The sequence below is a fragment of the Pantoea sp. BRR-3P genome, from assembly GCF_039621635.1.
Classification (GTDB): Bacteria; Pseudomonadota; Gammaproteobacteria; order Enterobacterales; family Enterobacteriaceae; genus Pantoea; species Pantoea floridensis.
In genome coordinates, this window is record NZ_CP155066.1 from 591,790 (window position 1) to 608,807 (window position 17,018).

General features: G+C 55.0%; 15 protein-coding genes and 1 other RNA gene. 11 read left to right on the plus strand and 5 right to left on the minus strand.

Annotated features, from left to right (window positions below):
* Nucleotides 1–26: 26 nt before the first annotated feature.
* Nucleotides 27–932: a LysR family transcriptional regulator ArgP gene (locus tag AAGR08_RS02710; protein ID WP_097096142.1), complete on the minus strand. Its 906-nt coding sequence runs from the start codon at nt 930–932 to the stop codon at nt 27–29.
* Nucleotides 933–1,112: 180 nt separating this feature from the next.
* Between AAGR08_RS02710 and rpiA the strand changes: the two genes are divergently transcribed.
* Both rpiA and serA read left to right on the plus strand, forming a co-directional pair.
* Complete coding sequence (gene rpiA / locus AAGR08_RS02715; protein WP_345828397.1) at nt 1,113–1,772, plus strand: ribose-5-phosphate isomerase RpiA; 660 nt, start codon at nt 1,113–1,115, stop codon at nt 1,770–1,772.
* 279 nt (nt 1,773–2,051) lie between these two features.
* Complete coding sequence (gene serA / locus AAGR08_RS02720; protein ID WP_345828398.1) at nt 2,052–3,290, plus strand: phosphoglycerate dehydrogenase; 1,239 nt, start codon at nt 2,052–2,054, stop codon at nt 3,288–3,290.
* Nucleotides 3,291–3,328: 38 nt separating this feature from the next.
* Here the strand turns inward: serA and AAGR08_RS02725 are convergent, their stop codons facing one another.
* From AAGR08_RS02725 to zapA, 3 genes are all read right to left on the minus strand, one after another.
* Nucleotides 3,329–3,925 carry a 5-formyltetrahydrofolate cyclo-ligase gene (locus AAGR08_RS02725; RefSeq protein ID WP_345828399.1) on the minus strand — a complete coding sequence of 199 codons (597 nt, stop codon included), beginning with the start codon at nt 3,923–3,925 and terminating at the stop codon, nt 3,329–3,331.
* Nucleotides 3,926–4,005: 80 nt separating this feature from the next.
* Nucleotides 4,006–4,189, minus strand: a non-coding RNA gene (ssrS, locus tag AAGR08_RS02730) — 6S RNA.
* 39 nt (nt 4,190–4,228) lie between these two features.
* Nucleotides 4,229–4,558, minus strand: coding sequence for a cell division protein ZapA (gene zapA, locus AAGR08_RS02735; protein ID WP_007890288.1), 330 nt, complete (start codon nt 4,556–4,558; stop codon nt 4,229–4,231).
* 170 nt (nt 4,559–4,728) lie between these two features.
* Here zapA and AAGR08_RS02740 point away from each other — a divergent pair, with 170 nt between their 5' ends.
* The 9 genes from AAGR08_RS02740 (at nt 4,729) to AAGR08_RS02780 (ending at nt 15,809) form a co-directional block, all read left to right on the plus strand.
* Complete coding sequence (locus AAGR08_RS02740) at nt 4,729–5,310, plus strand: YecA family protein (protein ID WP_097096146.1); 582 nt, start codon at nt 4,729–4,731, stop codon at nt 5,308–5,310.
* A 50-nt stretch (nt 5,311–5,360) separates the two neighbouring features.
* Nucleotides 5,361–6,683: a Xaa-Pro aminopeptidase gene (gene pepP / locus AAGR08_RS02745; RefSeq protein WP_097096147.1), complete on the plus strand. Its 1,323-nt coding sequence runs from the start codon at nt 5,361–5,363 to the stop codon at nt 6,681–6,683.
* On the plus strand, nt 6,680–7,858 hold the full coding sequence (ubiH, locus tag AAGR08_RS02750; protein ID WP_345828403.1) for a 2-octaprenyl-6-methoxyphenyl hydroxylase: 1,179 nt from the start codon (nt 6,680–6,682) through the stop codon (nt 7,856–7,858). Before pepP ends, ubiH begins: the two co-directional genes overlap by 4 nt.
* Nucleotides 7,859–7,878: 20 nt before the next feature.
* Nucleotides 7,879–9,081 carry an FAD-dependent 2-octaprenylphenol hydroxylase gene (ubiI, locus tag AAGR08_RS02755; RefSeq protein WP_345828405.1) on the plus strand — a complete coding sequence of 401 codons (1,203 nt, stop codon included), beginning with the start codon at nt 7,879–7,881 and terminating at the stop codon, nt 9,079–9,081.
* Between the two features lie 422 nt (nt 9,082–9,503).
* Nucleotides 9,504–10,601, plus strand: coding sequence for a glycine cleavage system aminomethyltransferase GcvT (gene gcvT / locus AAGR08_RS02760; protein WP_345828406.1), 1,098 nt, complete (start codon nt 9,504–9,506; stop codon nt 10,599–10,601).
* A 23-nt stretch (nt 10,602–10,624) separates the two neighbouring features.
* Nucleotides 10,625–11,011, plus strand: coding sequence for a glycine cleavage system protein GcvH (gene gcvH, locus AAGR08_RS02765; RefSeq protein WP_097096151.1), 387 nt, complete (start codon nt 10,625–10,627; stop codon nt 11,009–11,011).
* 100 nt (nt 11,012–11,111) lie between these two features.
* The gene (gene gcvP, locus AAGR08_RS02770; RefSeq protein ID WP_345828407.1) at nt 11,112–13,985 is read left to right on the plus strand and encodes an aminomethyl-transferring glycine dehydrogenase; all 2,874 of its coding nucleotides are present in this window, start codon (nt 11,112–11,114) and stop codon (nt 13,983–13,985) included.
* 185 nt (nt 13,986–14,170) lie between these two features.
* The gene (locus AAGR08_RS02775) at nt 14,171–14,914 is read left to right on the plus strand and encodes an SDR family oxidoreductase (RefSeq protein WP_097096153.1); all 744 of its coding nucleotides are present in this window, start codon (nt 14,171–14,173) and stop codon (nt 14,912–14,914) included.
* Between the two features lie 241 nt (nt 14,915–15,155).
* Nucleotides 15,156–15,809: a hemolysin III family protein gene (locus tag AAGR08_RS02780; protein WP_097096154.1), complete on the plus strand. Its 654-nt coding sequence runs from the start codon at nt 15,156–15,158 to the stop codon at nt 15,807–15,809.
* A gap of 71 nt (nt 15,810–15,880) precedes the next feature.
* On the opposite strand, the gene ygfZ is transcribed toward AAGR08_RS02780, so the two are convergent.
* Nucleotides 15,881–16,864, minus strand: coding sequence for a tRNA-modifying protein YgfZ (ygfZ, locus tag AAGR08_RS02785; protein ID WP_345828410.1), 984 nt, complete (start codon nt 16,862–16,864; stop codon nt 15,881–15,883).
* Between the last annotated feature and the right edge of the window lie 154 nt (nt 16,865–17,018).

Below are 17,018 nucleotides of genomic sequence, written 5' to 3' on the forward strand. Positions count from 1 at the left end.
GGTCGCCATTTATGGCGACCTGAACATTACACCGGCGAAACATCCTGACGCAGCACGCGATGGCCATGCGCGATCAGCGCATCTGTTACGCTGCGCATCAAGCGACTTTCCGGAGCAAAACGGTGCCAATACAGCATCCGACGCTGGTACAAGCCCGGCGTTAAATCCACCAGCTCACCTTGCGCCAGCTCGCGCTCAATTTGCAGATGCGGAATCATACAGCACACGGAACCCTGGCGGGCTAACTGCACAAAGGCTTCTGATGAGTTAACGATGTGGCAGGGCACGCTGCCCGGCGACAGGTCAAAGTTCTGCTGTAAAAATGCCTGATGCATATCATCCAAGTGGTCGAATGCCACCGCCGGCGCTTTCAGTAACGCCGAGCGCGTAACGCCGTTTGGGAAATAGCGTGCGGCAAATTCTGGCGATGCGCAGAACAGATAATCCAATGCGCCCAGTTGATCCACCAAACAGCTTGGTAGCGGTTGCGGCTGAATACTCACTGCACCAACCACTTCACCGCGACGCAGACGTTCCTGGGTGCGGGTTTCATCTTCCACCTGCAAATTCAGACGCACAGGCGAATCGGCCAGCACATCTTTTAGCGCCGGCAGCAGCCAGGTTGCCAGACTGTCGGCGTTGACCGCCAGCGACAGCAGCAGTGGCGTTGTTCCGCCGTTATCGTCACCTAGCCACTCCTCTTCCAGTAGCTCAACCTGATGCAATAACGCCAGCAATTTTTGTCCCTGCTCGGTGGGACGCGGCGGTACGGTACGCACCAGCAGCGGCTGACCGAATAAATTCTCCAGCTGTTTAATACGCTGAGAAACCGCAGATTGCGTAATACAAAGTTTTTGTGCCGCGCGCTCAAAGCCGCGCTCACGAATCACAGCATCCAGCGCCTGAAGCGTTCGATAATCCGGGCGTTTCATTGTTGTTCTCTCTCGTTCAGGTGGACATTACTATGCCATAAAACTGTCAAATTGTGCTGCGGCGCTTTTTTGCGGGCTGGCTTCCAAAGACGTAAATCGGCGGTTTAACAGTCGCGCTTTTTTACGACGCCTTGTTTTATACTACGCACACTTCGATGTCGCACAGGTTTTAAACATACCATGACCCAGGATGAACTGAAAAAAGCGGTAGGTTGGGCAGCGCTAAAATACGTAGAGCCGGGCACGATTGTCGGTGTTGGTACAGGTTCAACCGCAGCGCATTTCATTGATGCGCTCGGCACCATCAAGAATCAGATTGAAGGCGCGGTTTCCAGCTCGGAAGCCTCAACCGAGAAACTGAAAGCCTTAGGCATCCATGTCTTCGATCTTAACGAGATTGATGAGCTGTCGGTTTACGTAGATGGTGCTGATGAAATCAACCCGCAGATGCAGATGATCAAAGGCGGTGGCGCCGCGCTAACCCGCGAGAAAATCGTCGCCGCAGTGGCGAAGAAATTTATCTGTATTGCGGATGCATCGAAAGAAGTTGATGTACTGGGCCACTTCCCGCTGCCGGTTGAAGTCATTCCCATGGCGCGTTCCTTTGTGGCACGTGAACTGGTGAAGCTGGGCGGCTTGCCCGAGTATCGTCAGAACGTTATCACCGATAACGGCAACATTATTCTCGACGTACATAATCTGCGTATTCTTGATCCCATCGAGCTGGAAAAAACCATTAACGCGCTGCCAGGCGTGGTGACGGTTGGCCTGTTTGCCGCGCGCGGTGCCGATGTTGCGCTGATTGGCAGCGCTGAAGGCGTGAAAACCATCGTAAAATGATCTGTCCGGCGCAGGCAGTGCGCCGGTTATTTCCATGCGCAAAACATCTTTTCTCGCCAGGCTGAAATTTGGTGACTTATGTCACAAAAGGTTCATCAGCAGCAGGTTCGTACTCTGTCCTATAGAGATGCCATGATTTTGTACGGCTTTGTGCTGTCTACGCATGGGCGCGTGCTGGTCGCCAGGCAATCGTTTGTATTGCTGCGCACGAAATATTTGATATTTTGACAGAAGGCTACCTTATGGTAGTACTCGTTGAATTCTGAATAGGGTCGGGAAATGGCAAAGGTATCACTGGAAAAAGACAAGATTAAGTTCCTGCTGGTGGAAGGCGTTCACCAGAGTGCGCTGGAAAACCTGCGTGCAGCAGGCTACACCAACATCGAGTTTCACAAAGGGGCGCTGGATGCGGAGTCGCTGAAATCCTCCATCCGCGATGCGCACTTCATTGGTATCCGTTCCCGCACCCAACTGACTGAAGAGATCTTTGCTGCCGCTGAAAAGCTGGTGGCTGTCGGCTGCTTCTGTATCGGTACTAATCAGGTTGATCTTGGCGCTGCGGCGAAACGCGGCGTACCGGTGTTCAACGCACCGTTCTCGAATACCCGTTCGGTGGCTGAGCTGGTGATTGGCGAAATGCTGCTGATGCTGCGCGGTATTCCGGAGGCGAACGCCAAAGCACACCGTGGTATCTGGAATAAAGTCGCTAACGGTTCCTACGAAGCGCGTGGCAAAAAACTGGGTATCATCGGCTATGGCCATATCGGCATGCAGCTGGGTGTGCTGGCCGAGAGCCTGGGTATGCACGTGTTCTTCTACGATATCGAAAGCAAACTGCCGCTGGGTAACGCTACACAGGTTCGCCATCTCTCTGACTTGCTCAACATGAGCGATGTGGTCAGCCTGCACGTGCCAGAAACGCCATCGACGCAAAATATGATGGGTGCTGAAGAGCTGGCGCTAATGAAGCCCGGCTCGCTGCTGATCAACGCCGCGCGCGGAACCGTGATTGATATCCCCGCGTTGTGTAATGCGCTGGCAAACAAGCATCTGGCCGGTGCCGCTATTGACGTCTTCCCGGTTGAACCTGCCACCAACAGCGATCCTTTCAACTCTCCGCTGTGCGAGTTCGACAATGTGATTTTGACGCCGCACATTGGTGGTTCAACCCAGGAAGCGCAGGAAAATATCGGCTTAGAAGTGTCTGGCAAGCTGGCAAAGTACTCTGACAACGGATCTACTTTGTCTGCAGTTAACTTCCCGGAAGTGTCATTGCCGATGCACGCAGCCAGCGCCAGCCGTCTGCTGCACATCCATGAAAACCGTCCGGGTGTATTGACGGCTATCAACCAGATTTTTGCTGAGCAGGGCATCAACATTGCTGCGCAGTATCTGCAAACCACGCCGATAATGGGCTACGTGGTCATTGATATTGATGCGTCAGAAGATGTGGCGGATAAAGCGCTACAGGCGATGAAGGCCATTCCAGGCACCATTCGCGCTCGTCTGTTGTACTGATCGAACAGGGCGCCGTTGGCGCCCTTTGTTTTTTCTGCTTACGCTTCCCATTGCCACAGTTTAGATGGCGTCAATATTGCTGGCAGCGGGACATCCCATGCCGCGACGGGGAGTGCATCCACGCGCTGGCAATCATGCGCAATGCCCACCGGAAGAAAACCATGCTGCTGCCAGTTTTGCAGCGTGCGATCGTAGAATCCACCGCCCATCCCCAAACGTTGGCCCTGGTGGTCAAACGCCACCAGCGGCACCAGCATTACATCTAATTGGTCCAGCGTGGCCAGTTGCGTGATATCTAACGGCGGTTCCGGAATGCGCAGTTTATTAGGCATAAGGGTGGTTTCGGGCGTGTAGCGAATAAACAGCAGATTGCCTGGCGAGAAAGGGTGCAGCACCGGCAGATAAACCTGCTTTTTTTGCTGCCACAGTTTGGCGATCAGCGGTCGGGTATTGATTTCACCATCAACCGATAAAAACAGCGCGATGCGTTGGGCATTGGCGATCGGCGCAATATTAATGGCGTGTTCAGCCAGCTGATCGGCGGCCTGTTCCTGCTGCTCAGACGTGAGGTTGCGGCGCAAATGGCGCACATGTTGACGAATATCGTGACGGTCGAGAAGTGAGGGCGCTGGCATGGTATCTACATCCCCGGAATAATCGCTTTTTAAAAGCGATTATATCATGCGAACCGGGGAAACAGATTTACTACTGAAGGGAGATCTCCGAGATGCCGCCGCAGGCTGTAACCCTTGAACCCTTGGTTCAAGGTGAACATGCCGTCACAACTATTAGGCTTCTCGGACGGACCGAGCATGCGCACAAATTGTGGAGCGTCACATTCTGTTGGTATGAAATATCGGCTCAGGGGACTGGCCCGCTTGCAAACATCTCAGAGAAAATGTACTTCACCGTCACTCTAGCATGAGGACCATGAAGCTTTATTCAAAATTAGGGCCCTGGCGATCGGTTATGCGACCTTGCTCAACTAACGCTTGTTCAATGGTCTGTTGCAGCATGCGGATACGTTGTTCCATGTTTGCTGCATAGTCGCGCGTCTTACCTTTCTCTTGTGCCAACTCGTGGCAGATGTTTAACGCGGCGATGAACACCAGTTGCTCTGTATTGGTGACTCTAGTGCGAACTTTTAAATCTTGCAACCGTTGATTGAGATCCTCTGCGGCCAGATTCAGCGCATCTTGCTGTTCAGGCGGACAATTCACTCTCAATGAACGACCAAAAATTTGAATATCTACTGGTTGTGCAGACATGCCACCATCCTGACTGATTACTTCGATCGCATCTCCCTTACCGGTCAATGGGTTGGGAGGAGCGAAACTATATATACCCGAGTTATAACTTACAACCCCTTTTCTGGAAACCCAGAGGCACCTGGTGGTAGCATAACACGAACTTATTCTGTCAACGACGACCAAAGCTTATGTCTTTACCGAACGCATCGCCTAGTTACAACGCGCTGGCCGCGGCCCTTTCTCAGCAGGGCGTGGGTATGACGCCAGCCGAAATGCACGGACTTCTCTCTGGGATTCTGTGCGGCGGCAATCAGGATACCAGCTGGAAAACCATGGTTCACGATCTTACCAACGAAGGCATGGCGTTTTCACAAAGCCTGTCTCAGCCGTTGCAGGCGCTGCATGAAAGCCTGGCGAATACGCTGGAAGACGAAGGCTTTATGTTCCAGTTGATGTTGCCGGAAGATGATGACATCACGGTATTCGATCGCGCGGATGCGCTGGCCGGTTGGGTAAACCATTTCCTGCTCGGTTTAGGGGTTACACAGCCTAAGCTGGAAAAAGTCACCGGCGAAACCGGTGAAGCCATCGACGATCTGCGCACCATCGCGCAACTTGGTTATGACGAAGACGAAGATCAGGAAGAGCTGGAGCAGTCGCTGGAAGAGGTGATTGAGTACGTGCGCGTAGCCGCTCTGCTGTGCCACGACACCTTCACACGTCAGCATCAGCCAACGGCACCCGAAGTGCAGAAACCGACGTTACACTAAGCGCGTCAATGCGGGTACGTTGTGGCCCGTTTTCAACAGGGAGTGCAAACATGATTACTCTGGATACGTTTCAACAGCGTCGTCAGGCGCTGATTGCCCGCATGGCGCCAGGCAGTGCCGCATTGATTTTTGCTGCACCTGAAGTGACGCGCAGCAACGATACCGAATATAACTTTCGTCAAAACAGTGATTTTTGGTATTTCACGGGCTTTAACGAACCGCAGGCGCTGCTGGTATTAATCAAAAGCGATGACACGCATAACCACAGCGTGTTGTTCAATCGTGTGCGCGATCTGACCGCCGAAATCTGGTTTGGTCGCCGTCTTGGTCAGGACGCCGCACCGGCTAAATTGGGTGTCGATCGCGCCTTGCCTTGGGATGACATCGGCGAGCAGCTGCATCAATTGCTGAATGGTTTGGACGTGGTGTACCACGCGCAGGGCGAATACGCTGAGGCGGATCAGCTGGTGTTTAGCGCGCTGGATAAATTGCGTCGCGGCTTCCGTCAAAACCTCAGTGCGCCGGATACGATCACCGACTGGCGTCCGTGGGTGCATGAGATGCGCCTGTTCAAAAGTGCGCAAGAGATTGAGATTCTGCGCCGTGCGGGCAAAATCAGCGCGCTGGCGCACACGCGAGCCATGCAGGCCTGTCGTCCTGGTATGTTCGAATATCAGCTGGAAGGTGAAATTCATCATGAATTCAATCGCCATGGCGCGCGTTTTCCCTCTTACAACACTATCGTTGGTTCTGGCGAAAACGGCTGCATTCTGCACTACACCGAAAACGAATCGGAAATGCGCGACGGCGATTTAGTGCTGATTGATGCTGGCTGCGAATTCCATGGCTATGCGGGCGATATCACCCGCACCTTCCCGGTCAACGGCACGTTTAGTGAGCCGCAGCGCGCCATCTACGACATCGTGCTCGCTTCGCTGTACAAAGCGTTGTCGATGTTCCGCCCGGGTATCAGCATCCATGACGTTAATGACGAAGTGGTGCGCATCATGATTACCGGCCTGGTCGATCTCGGCATTCTGGATGGCAATATCGATACGCTGTTTGAAGAGCAGGCGCACCGCCCGTTCTTTATGCACGGTTTGAGCCACTGGCTGGGGCTGGATGTGCACGACGTCGGCCATTACGGCACGCCAAGCCGCGACCGCATTCTTGAGCCGGGCATGGTGCTGACCGTTGAGCCTGGCTTGTATATCGCGCCAGATGCCAAAGTGCCGCCGCAATATCGTGGCATTGGTATTCGCATCGAAGATGACATCGTCATCACCGCAGACGGCAACGAAAATCTTACCGACAGCGTGGTGAAAGATGCTGACGCGATCGAAGCGCTGATGGCGGCGGCACGCCACGCATGAGTATTTTAATTGCCGGCGGCGGCATGACTGGTGCGACTCTGGCGCTGGCGATTTCTCACCTGACGCAAGGCCAGCTACCGGTCACCTTGATTGAGCGTAGCCAACCCGATAGCCGTGCGCATCCGGGCTTCGATGGCCGTGCCATTGCATTGGCGGCTGGCACTTGCCAGCAATTAGCCGATATCGACCTATGGCGTTCACTGGCAGATTGCGCTACTCCTATCACCGATATCCACGTCTCCGATCGCGGTCATACCGGCTTCGTCTCGCTCAAAGCGGACGATCATCAATTGCCTGCGCTCGGTCAGGTGGTGGAGCTTTTTGATGTTGGGCAGCGCCTTTTTCAGCGTCTGAAAACGGCTCCCGGCGTTACGCTACGCTGTCCGGATCACGTCACTTCTGTGACACGCACGCCGGATAGCGTACAGGTTACGCTCAGCAGCGGCGAACAGCTGGATGGCGCATTATTAGTAGCCGCCGATGGCTCGCGTTCACCTTTGGGCGCCTCCTGCGGCATCACCTGGCAGCGCGATGATTATCAACAGTTGGCCGTTATCGCCAATGTTGCAACGCAATTGCCGCACCAGGGCCGCGCCTTCGAACGTTTTACCGAACATGGCCCGCTGGCGTTGCTGCCGATGTCCGGCAACCGTATGTCGCTGGTGTGGTGTCACCCGATTGCTGCGCAAGCAACCATTAAGCAATGGGACGAGGCGACTTTCCTGCAAGCGCTCCAGCGTGCGTTTGGCTGGCGATTGGGGCGTTTCACCCACGCTGGGCAACGCGAACATTATCCCCTGGCGCTGCAAACCGCCGAACGTCAGGTAACGCATCGGCTGGCGCTGGTGGGCAATGCGGCGCAGACGCTGCACCCGATCGCCGGACAAGGTTTCAATCTTGGCCTGCGCGATGTGATGTCACTGGCAGAGACGTTAGCAGGGGCGTGGCGTCAGCAGCACGATCCCGGCAGTTTTGCCGTATTGCAGCACTTTGCCGCGCGGCGTCAGCCCGATCGTGCCGCCACAATTGGCGTTACCGACGGTTTAGTCCGACTGTTTGCTAACCGCTATGCGCCGTTAGTAGCAGGACGAAATCTTGGGCTGGTGGCAATGGACCATCTGCCTTGGCTGCGAAACCCACTTGCCGCGCGCACGCTCGGCTGGGTGAAGCGTTAAGCACGAACTAAGGGGCAGCAATGCAAACTTTTGATGTGGCAATCGCCGGTGGCGGCATGGTGGGGTTGGCCGTCGCCTGCGGATTACAAGGTAGCGGCTTACGCGTTGCCGTGCTGGAAAAGGCACCTGAGCCACAATTTGATCCGGCGGCTAACGCGTCGATTCGCGTTTCTGCCATCAATGCTGCCAGCGAACGTCTGCTGCAAAAGCTTGACGTGTGGTCAAGCATTCTGGCCCTGCGTGCCAGCGCCTATCACGGTATGGAAGTGTGGGATCAGGACAGCTTCGGCTCGATCAGCTTTGATGATGAACAGCAGGGGCTATCGCATCTCGGCCATATTATCGAAAACGAAGTGATTCATAGCGCTTTGTGGCAGCGTGCCAGCAACAGCAGCGATATCACGCTGTTTGCACCCGCGCAGTTGCAGCAGGTGGCCTTTGGCGATAACGAAGCCTTCATTACGTTGCAAGATGGCAGCATGATGAGCGCACGTTTGCTGGTTGCCGCTGACGGCGCAAATTCCTGGCTGCGTGATAAAGCCGATATCCCGCTCACCTTCTGGGATTATGAGCATCATGCATTAGTGGCCAATATCCGCACCGACATGCCACATGATGCCATCGCGCGTCAGGTGTTTCATGGCGATGGCATTCTGGCGTTCCTGCCGATGCAGGATCCGCACCTGTGTTCAATTGTGTGGTCGCTCTCGCCGCAGGAAGCTAAGCGCCTGCAATCCATGCCGCAAGCGCTGTTTAACCAACAGCTGTCGGTGGCGTTTGATATGCGCCTGGGCCTGTGCCAGGTCGAGAGTGAGCGCAGAACCTTCCCACTGACGGCACGTTATGCACGTAACTTCGCCGCGCACCGCTTGGCATTGGTGGGTGATGCAGCACACACCATTCATCCGCTGGCTGGACAGGGTGTGAATCTCGGCTTTATGGATGCCGCAGAATTGATTGGTGAGATCCGTCGACTGCATCAGGAAGGTAAAGATATTGGGCAGCATCTCTATTTGCGCCGCTATGAGCGCAGCCGCAAGCACAGTGCCGCGATGATGTTGGCGGGGATGCAAGGTTTCCGCGAGCTGTTTGCCGGCACGCATCCGGCGAAAAAACTGCTGCGTGATGTCGGTCTGAAGCTGGCCGATACTTTACCGGGCGTTAAACCCATGATGCTTAAACAGGCAATGGGGCTGAACGACTTGCCCAGCTGGATCCGCTAATTCACCTTGCTGACGGCGCCCAATTGGGCGCCGTTTTTGTCTATTGCACCGTAAAGATGCGCCGCTGCACCGCGATCGCGCCTCGTTTGATTTATTCTAATTTTACCCCTTTATTCGCATTAGTTTTTCTCATGCTACATCAGTGCTGCTGCCATGCTCATCCTTAAGTTTGTGGTCCTGATTCACTCAGTTTGCTGCATGAAAGTAATTTAGTCGTATTTTGTGCGAGGCTAATCACAATAATGCAGTGATTTATGCTGTTCTGTGTTCGATGAGGTGTTGAAAGGTGCTAGGGTTTCACCCTCGTTTTGCTTATGGTTAATTGCCGCATTCGGTGATAACTTCAGCACAAAGAGAACGTTTGCGTCAGCCTGATAAGGCGACGCAGGCGCGTCACACTTACTTGTTTTCACAGGATGGTTATGACTCAGCAAACGCCTCTATTCGAACAGCATCAGGCATGCGGTGCCCGCATGGTGGACTTCCACGGTTGGATGATGCCGCTGCATTACGGCTCGCAAATGGATGAGCATCACGCGGTGCGCAACGATGCCGGCATGTTTGATGTTTCCCACATGACCATCGTCGATCTGCGCGGTGCACGTACCCGCGAGTTTCTGCGCTATCTATTGGCAAATGATGTCGCCAAATTGACTCAGCCCGGCAAAGCGCTTTACACCGGCATGTTGAATGCCTCGGCTGGCGTCATCGATGATTTGATTGTTTACTTTATGAGCGAAGATTTCTTCCGTCTGGTGGTTAACTCCGCCACGCGTGAGAAAGATTTGGCGTGGATTAAACAGCATGCGCAGCCGTTTGGCGTGGAATTGACTGAGCGTGACGATCTGGCGCTGATTGCGGTGCAAGGTCCGAATGCGCAGCAGAAAGCGCAAACGCTGTTTAGCGCCGCTCAGCGAGACGCCGTGACCGGCATGAAGCCGTTCTTCGGCGTACAAGCGGAAAACCTGTTCATCGCAACGACCGGTTACACCGGCGAAGCAGGCTACGAGATTGCCATGCCTGCCACTGAAGCCGCTGCTTTTTGGCAGCAGCTGTTGGCCGCAGGTGTTAAACCGGCGGGTTTAGGCGCGCGTGACACGCTGCGCCTGGAAGCGGGCATGAATCTGTATGGTCAGGAGATGGATGAAGGCGTTTCGCCGTTGGCTGCTAACATGGGCTGGACCATCAGCTGGGAGCCCGCCGATCGTGATTTTATTGGTCGTGATGCCCTGCAAGCGCAGCGCGAAAAAGGCACCGAAAAGTTGGTTGGTTTAGTGATGACCGAAAAAGGGGTGCTGCGTAACGGTCTCACTGTGCGCTTCACCGATGAACAAGGCCAGCCGCAGCAGGGTATTATCACCAGTGGTTCCTTCTCGCCAACGCTGGGTTGCAGCATTGCGCTGGCACGTGTGCCGGCGGGAATTGGCGAGCAGGCGATTGTGGAAATCCGTAATCGTGAAATGCCAGTAAAAGTCACTAAACCGATTTTTGTTCGCGCCGGTAAGCCGGTCGCCCAGTAATTTTTTTTCAGGAGAAATGGCCAATGAGCAATGTGCCAAGTGAATTGAAATACCGCGATAGCCACGAATGGGTCCGTAAAGAAGCTGACGGCACCTTCACGGTAGGTATCACCGAACACGCACAGGAACTGCTGGGCGATATGGTGTTTGTCGATCTGCCAGACGTCGGCGTCTCCTTCGCGGCCGGTGATGACTGCGCGGTCGCGGAGTCGGTGAAAGCCGCTTCTGACATCTATGCACCCTTAAGTGGTGAAATCGTTGCGGTGAATGATCAGCTAGGCGATTCGCCGGAACTGGTTAACAGCGCGCCGTACGCCGAGGGTTGGCTGTTCCGCATCAAAGCCAGCGACGAATCAGAGCTCGACTCCATGCTGGATGCCGATGCCTACAAAGCCGCGATTGACGAGTAACCGGTAGTGGCAGAAGGTGACGCACAGCGGCGCCTTCTTTTTTTATCTGCCTGACTTAACGCCATTTTTGTAACCCAGCCCGATTCAGGATTTACTGCAAATGACCCAGACTCTCAGCCAGCTCGAACATAACGGTGCTTTCATTGAGCGCCACATCGGTCCTACGCCGGAACAACAGGCCTTAATGCTGGAAGCGATTGGTGCCCGTTCGCTCTCATCATTGATCAGTTCTATTGTGCCTGCCGATATCCAGCTGCCAGGCCCGCCTGCAGTGGGCGATGCCGCGACCGAGCAGCAAGCGCTGGCAGAGCTGAAAGCCATTGCCAGTCAGAACCACCGCTACAAATCCTGGATCGGCATGGGCTACAGCGCGGTGATCACGCCGCCGGTTATCCTGCGCAATATGCTGGAAAATCCGGGCTGGTACACCGCGTATACGCCGTATCAGCCAGAAGTGTCGCAGGGCCGCCTGGAAGCGCTGCTGAACTTCCAAACCTTGACGCTGGATCTGACCGGTCTGGACATCGCGTCCGCCTCGTTGCTGGACGAAGCCACCGCCGCCGCAGAAGCCATGGCGATGGCTAAGCGCGTCAGCAAATTGAAAAACGCGACAAAATTCTTCATCGCCAATGACATTCATCCACAAACGCTGGATGTGGTGCGTACTCGCGCCGAGACCTTTGGTTTCGAATTGATTATTGATAGTGCAGACAAGGCGCTGGATCACGACGATCTGTTTGGCGTGCTGCTGCAACAGGTGGGTACGCACGGTGAAGTGCACGATTACCGTTCACTGATTGCCGAGCTGAAAAGCCGCAAAGTGGTGGTGAGCGTCGCGGCAGACTTTATGGCGCTGGTGCAGTTAGAAGCGCCAGGCAAGCAGGGCGCAGATATCGTGTTCGGTTCCGCACAGCGTTTCGGCGTGCCGATGGGTTATGGCGGACCGCACGCTGCGTTCTTCGCCAGTCGCGACGAACACAAGCGCTCGATGCCGGGTCGTATCATTGGCGTATCACGCGATGCCGCCGGTAACACCGCGCTGCGCATGGCGATGCAAACCCGTGAGCAGCATATCCGCCGTGAGAAAGCCAACTCCAACATCTGTACTTCGCAGGTGCTGTTGGCGAATATCGCCGGTCTTTATGCTGTTTATCACGGCCCGGCTGGCCTGAAACGCATTGCTTCCCGCATTCATCGTATGACCAGCATTCTGGCTGCTGGCCTGCAGAATGGTGGCCTTAAGCTGCGCCACAACAGCTGGTTTGATACGCTGACGGTAGACGTTGCTGATAAAGCCGCGGTGCTGAACCGTGCACTGAGCTTTGGCGTCAATCTGCGCAGTGATATCCATAATGCCGTTGGCATTACGCTGGATGAAACCACCACGCGTGAAGACGTGCTGGCACTGTTCGCCATCCTGCTGGGCGATGCGCACGGCCAGGATATTGATGCGCTGGATACGGCGGTGGCGGCGGAAAACAGTGCGATTCCGGCCGGTCAGGTGCGTGAAAGCGCCTTCCTGACGCATCCGGTGTTCAACCGTCATCACAGTGAAACTGAGATGATGCGTTATATGCACAGTCTGGAGAAAAAGGATTTGGCGCTGAATCAGGCGATGATCCCACTCGGCTCGTGCACCATGAAACTCAACGCCGCTGCTGAAATGATTCCGATCACCTGGCCTGAATTTGCCGAGCTGCATCCGTTCTGCCCGGCAGATCAGGCTTCGGGTTACCTGCAGATGATTGGTCAGCTATCGCAATGGCTGGTACAGCTAACTGGCTACGACGCGCTGTGCATGCAGCCAAACTCAGGCGCACAGGGTGAATATGCGGGTCTGTTGGCGATTCGTCGTTACCATGAAAGCCGCAACGAAGGCGGCCGTAATGTCTGCCTGATCCCAAGCTCGGCCCACGGCACCAACCCGGCGTCAGCGCAGATGGCGGGCATGTCGGTTGTCGTTGTGGCTTGCGATAAACAAGGCAATATCGATCTTGGCGATTTGCGTGAGAAAGCCGCACAGGTTGGCGAGCAGCTGTCGTGCATTATGGTGACTTACCCGTCAACGCACGGGGTTTATGAAGAGACCATTCGCGAAGTGTGCCAGATCGTGCATCAGCACGGCGGCCAGGTGTATCTCGACGGCGCTAACATGAACGCGCAGGTGGGGATCACCACGCCAGGTTATATTGGCGCGGATGTCTCGCACCTCAACCTGCACAAAACCTTCTGCATCCCGCACGGCGGCGGTGGCCCGGGCATGGGCCCCATCGGCGTGAAAGCGCATCTGGCGCCGTTCGTGCCGGGTCACAGCGTGGTACAAATTGACGGCGTGCTGACGCAGCAGGGCGCAGTTTCTGCAGCTCCTTTCGGTAGCGCCTCGATTCTGCCAATCAGCTGGATGTATATCCGCATGATGGGCGCGGAAGGCCTGAAGCAGGCGAGTTCAGTGGCGATTCTGAATGCCAACTACATTGCCAGCCGTCTGCAATCCGCTTATCCGATTCTGTACGCAGGTCGCGATGGCCGCGTGGCGCACGAATGTATTCTCGATATTCGTCCGCTGAAAGAGCAAACCGGCATTAGTGAACTGGATATCGCCAAGCGTCTGATCGATTATGGTTTCCACGCACCTACCATGTCATTCCCGGTTGCGGGTACGCTGATGGTTGAACCAACGGAATCGGAAAGCAAAATTGAGCTGGACCGCTTTATCGATGCGATGCTGGCCATCCGCATGGAGATCGACCGCGTTGCCGATGGCGAGTGGCCGCTGGAGGATAACCCCTTGGTGAACGCCCCGCACACGCAGACAGAAATCGTCGGCGACTGGGCACACCCGTACACCCGCGAGCTGGCGGTGTTCCCGGCAGGCAGCGCTAACAAATACTGGCCGACCGTTAAACGTCTGGACGATGTATTTGGTGACCGCAACGTGTTCTGTTCGTGTGTACCCATGAGCGAATACCAGTAATTTAGCCGTCATACCTTAAGCTGCAGCGGCGTTGGCTGCGCTCCTTCATCCCGGTCACTTACCGATGTAAGCTCCCGAGGATGTACGAGCTTGCCGCCTTGCTGCATCTCAAATTATTTAGGCTAAAATTCCGGATATATTTTATTAAGGGCCGACTATTCGGCCCTTTTGTTTTGGAGGCAAAAATGGATCTGGCATTGGTGACGGGCGGCAGTCGCGGCATTGGACGTGCAACGGCCTTATTGCTGGCGCAGGCCGGTTATCGTGTAGCGATTAACTATCGCCAGCGTGCAGCTGAAGCGGCGAGCGTGGTGGCAGAAATCGAAGCGCAGGGCGGCAGCGCTTTTGCGCTACAAGCCGATATCGCTGATGAGGCACAGGTGATGCGCATGTTTGCCCAACTGGATGAGCAAGACGGCGCGCTGCGCGTGTTGGTGAATAACGCCGGAATTTTGTTTACCCAGTGTCGGGTTGAAGAGTTGGATGCCGAGCGCATTCAGCGCGTGTTCGCCACCAACGTCCTCGGTACCTTTATCTGCTGCCGCGAAGCGGTTAAACGCATGGGCACGCATCATGGTGGCAAAGGTGGTGCCATCGTCAATGTGTCATCTGCCGCGTCACGCCTCGGTGCGCCAGGTGAATATGTGGATTACGCCGCGTCGAAAGGGGCGATGGATACGCTAACTAAAGGCTTATCGCTGGAAGTGGCGGCGCAGGGCATTCGCGTTAACAGCGTGCGTCCAGGCCTGATTTATACCGAAATGCACGCCGATGGCGGCGAACCGGGCCGAGTGGATCGTTTAGCAAGTGCGCTTCCCATGGCGCGCGGCGGCCAGGCGGAAGAGATCGCCGAGGCAATTGTCTGGCTGGCAAGTGATGCTGCGTCATACGTGACGGGCACTTTTATTGATGCCGCCGGCGGACGCTAATTAACCTGTTTGCCATGTATGCTGTCCCTATAAAAGCCGTTCCAAAATCGTACCCGAATATTGTAGGGTCGCCATTCATGGCGACTGATACCTGTTAATGCAGCCAAATTTGCGCGCTAGCCGTTCACACCCGCTGACACATTTATTTTAGCGTACATGTGTACTCTGAAATTTATCTTCGCTACTCTGGTTGCTCAGAAATAGCACACTCGCTTTTTCCGTTGTTCAGGAATCCCCTTCCATGGTACAGAACCGAATTATTGCCGAGGGCTACTCATTGGCAGAAGAGATTGCCAATAGCATCAGCCACGGAATTGGCTGCATTTTCGGCATCATCGGCTTGGTCTTAATGCTAACGCAAGCCGTCGAATCTCAAGCTAACATCACAGCCATTACCAGCTACAGTTTGTATGGCGGCAGCATTATTTTGCTGTACCTTGCCTCAACGCTTTATCATGCAATTCCGCATCAGAGAGCCAAATACTGGCTGAAAAAATTCGACCACTGCGCCATCTATGTTTTGATTGCCGGCACTTATACACCGTTTTTGCTGGTAGGCCTTAACTCGCCGCTAGCGCAGGGCTTGATGGTGGTGATCTGGAGTCTGGCGCTGATCGGCGTGCTGTTCAAAATTGCGTTTGCTCACCGCTTTGAAGCGCTGTCGCTGGTGACCTATCTCAGCATGGGATGGTTGTCGTTGGTGGTGATTTATCAGCTGGCAATCAAACTGTCGCCGGGCGGGATTTGGCTGCTGGCAGCCGGTGGCGTGGTCTATTCGCTCGGGGTGATTTTCTACGTCTCGCGCCGCATTCCTTACAGCCACGCTATCTGGCATGGCTTTGTGCTTGGCGGCAGCGTATTGCACTTCTGCGCAATCTATTTTTATGTGATGTAACTTGCGGCCCTACATGAGAACCGCACGAACTTCGTAGGGTGCGCATTCATGTGCACCTAAAACAGCGTCAATCATTCTGCCAATGAATACGGCAGCGGCTGAATCGTCAGTTTGCCGCTTTCGTCGCCTTCCACACGCAGCACGCTTTCCGGCTCCAGATCATTGTTCATCACCACTTGCACCCACACGCTGCCGTCATCCAGCTGCACGCCAGTGAGCACAGTACCGGTACGACGCCATTTGTCGCCCATTTGCAGCTCCAGCGAGCCACCAACATCGGGTACCTTGCTGGCGCTGCCAGCCAGCCAATAAAGTGCACGTTTGTTAGCGCCGCGGAATTTAGCGCGCGCAACCATTTCCTGGCCGGTGTAGCAGCCTTTTTTGAAACTGATGGCATCCAGCGCCTGCAGATTGGTGGCTTGCGGAATCAGCTGTGCACTGGTGGCGCTTTCAATTACCGGAATACCCGCTTCGATATCCAGCGCCAGCCACTGCAGGCTGTCGTTGAACTGTGCTTCACCGGCGAGTTTCTCTTTAAGCACCTGCGCTTGTTCTGGCGTCGTCACCAGCAGAAAACGCTCAGCGGGCTGCGCAAACCACAGCAGCGTGCTCTCATCCTGCTGCACCACCGGCGTTTCCGCATCCGGGAGCGTGCTGAACAGGTTTGCCAGCGCGGCACGTGCCTGGAAACCGGCGACGCCCAGCAACACCGCATCATCATCAGCGACGAGTGTTACCTTGGCGAACACCGCATATTTCTTCAGCTCAGTCAGCTGCTGCTCGCGCAGGTTGCGACGAACCGTGTAGGCATAACCTTCACCACGATGGAACAGACGAATGTTGCTCCACATCTTCCCCTTAGCATCGCAGTGTGCGGCCGGGCGATGTTGTGTTGCATCCATGGCGGCGACATCCAACGTCAACTGACCTTGCAGATAAGAGGTGCTGTCCTTGCCCTGCACCTTAACCAGTGCCCATTCGTCGAGCGACATCAGGGTTAAAGGCAGGCGTGCCGATGCAGCAGGCTGGCGGGGAGGAAGGGTAAAAATCGACATGGGTCATTCCTGATTAATGAGGTAATAGGTAGCAATGGTAAAAGAGCAGTGCGGCTTTGCAACCTGTTTACTGAATCTGGCGCACAAATCGCGTGATGTCCTTTGCAAATCAGGGGCCGTAACGCCGTGACATTGCACAGGGATAAGCACAGCG

Excerpts from the sequence above, each read along its gene's own strand:
- AAGR08_RS02710 (WP_097096142.1), bottom strand. The coding sequence starts at position 932 with ATGAAACGCCCGGATTATCGAACGCTTCAGGCGCTGGATGCTGTGATT.
- rpiA (WP_345828397.1), top strand. The coding sequence starts at position 1,113 with ATGACCCAGGATGAACTGAAAAAAGCGGTAGGTTGGGCAGCGCTAAAA.
- serA (WP_345828398.1), top strand. The coding sequence starts at position 2,052 with ATGGCAAAGGTATCACTGGAAAAAGACAAGATTAAGTTCCTGCTGGTG.
- AAGR08_RS02725 (WP_345828399.1), bottom strand. The coding sequence starts at position 3,925 with ATGCCAGCGCCCTCACTTCTCGACCGTCACGATATTCGTCAACATGTG.
- zapA (WP_007890288.1), bottom strand. The coding sequence starts at position 4,558 with ATGTCTGCACAACCAGTAGATATTCAAATTTTTGGTCGTTCATTGAGA.
- AAGR08_RS02740 (WP_097096146.1), top strand. The coding sequence starts at position 4,729 with ATGTCTTTACCGAACGCATCGCCTAGTTACAACGCGCTGGCCGCGGCC.
- pepP (WP_097096147.1), top strand. The coding sequence starts at position 5,361 with ATGATTACTCTGGATACGTTTCAACAGCGTCGTCAGGCGCTGATTGCC.
- ubiH (WP_345828403.1), top strand. The coding sequence starts at position 6,680 with ATGAGTATTTTAATTGCCGGCGGCGGCATGACTGGTGCGACTCTGGCG.
- ubiI (WP_345828405.1), top strand. The coding sequence starts at position 7,879 with ATGCAAACTTTTGATGTGGCAATCGCCGGTGGCGGCATGGTGGGGTTG.
- gcvT (WP_345828406.1), top strand. The coding sequence starts at position 9,504 with ATGACTCAGCAAACGCCTCTATTCGAACAGCATCAGGCATGCGGTGCC.
- gcvH (WP_097096151.1), top strand. The coding sequence starts at position 10,625 with ATGAGCAATGTGCCAAGTGAATTGAAATACCGCGATAGCCACGAATGG.
- gcvP (WP_345828407.1), top strand. The coding sequence starts at position 11,112 with ATGACCCAGACTCTCAGCCAGCTCGAACATAACGGTGCTTTCATTGAG.
- AAGR08_RS02775 (WP_097096153.1), top strand. The coding sequence starts at position 14,171 with ATGGATCTGGCATTGGTGACGGGCGGCAGTCGCGGCATTGGACGTGCA.
- AAGR08_RS02780 (WP_097096154.1), top strand. The coding sequence starts at position 15,156 with ATGGTACAGAACCGAATTATTGCCGAGGGCTACTCATTGGCAGAAGAG.
- ygfZ (WP_345828410.1), bottom strand. The coding sequence starts at position 16,864 with ATGTCGATTTTTACCCTTCCTCCCCGCCAGCCTGCTGCATCGGCACGC.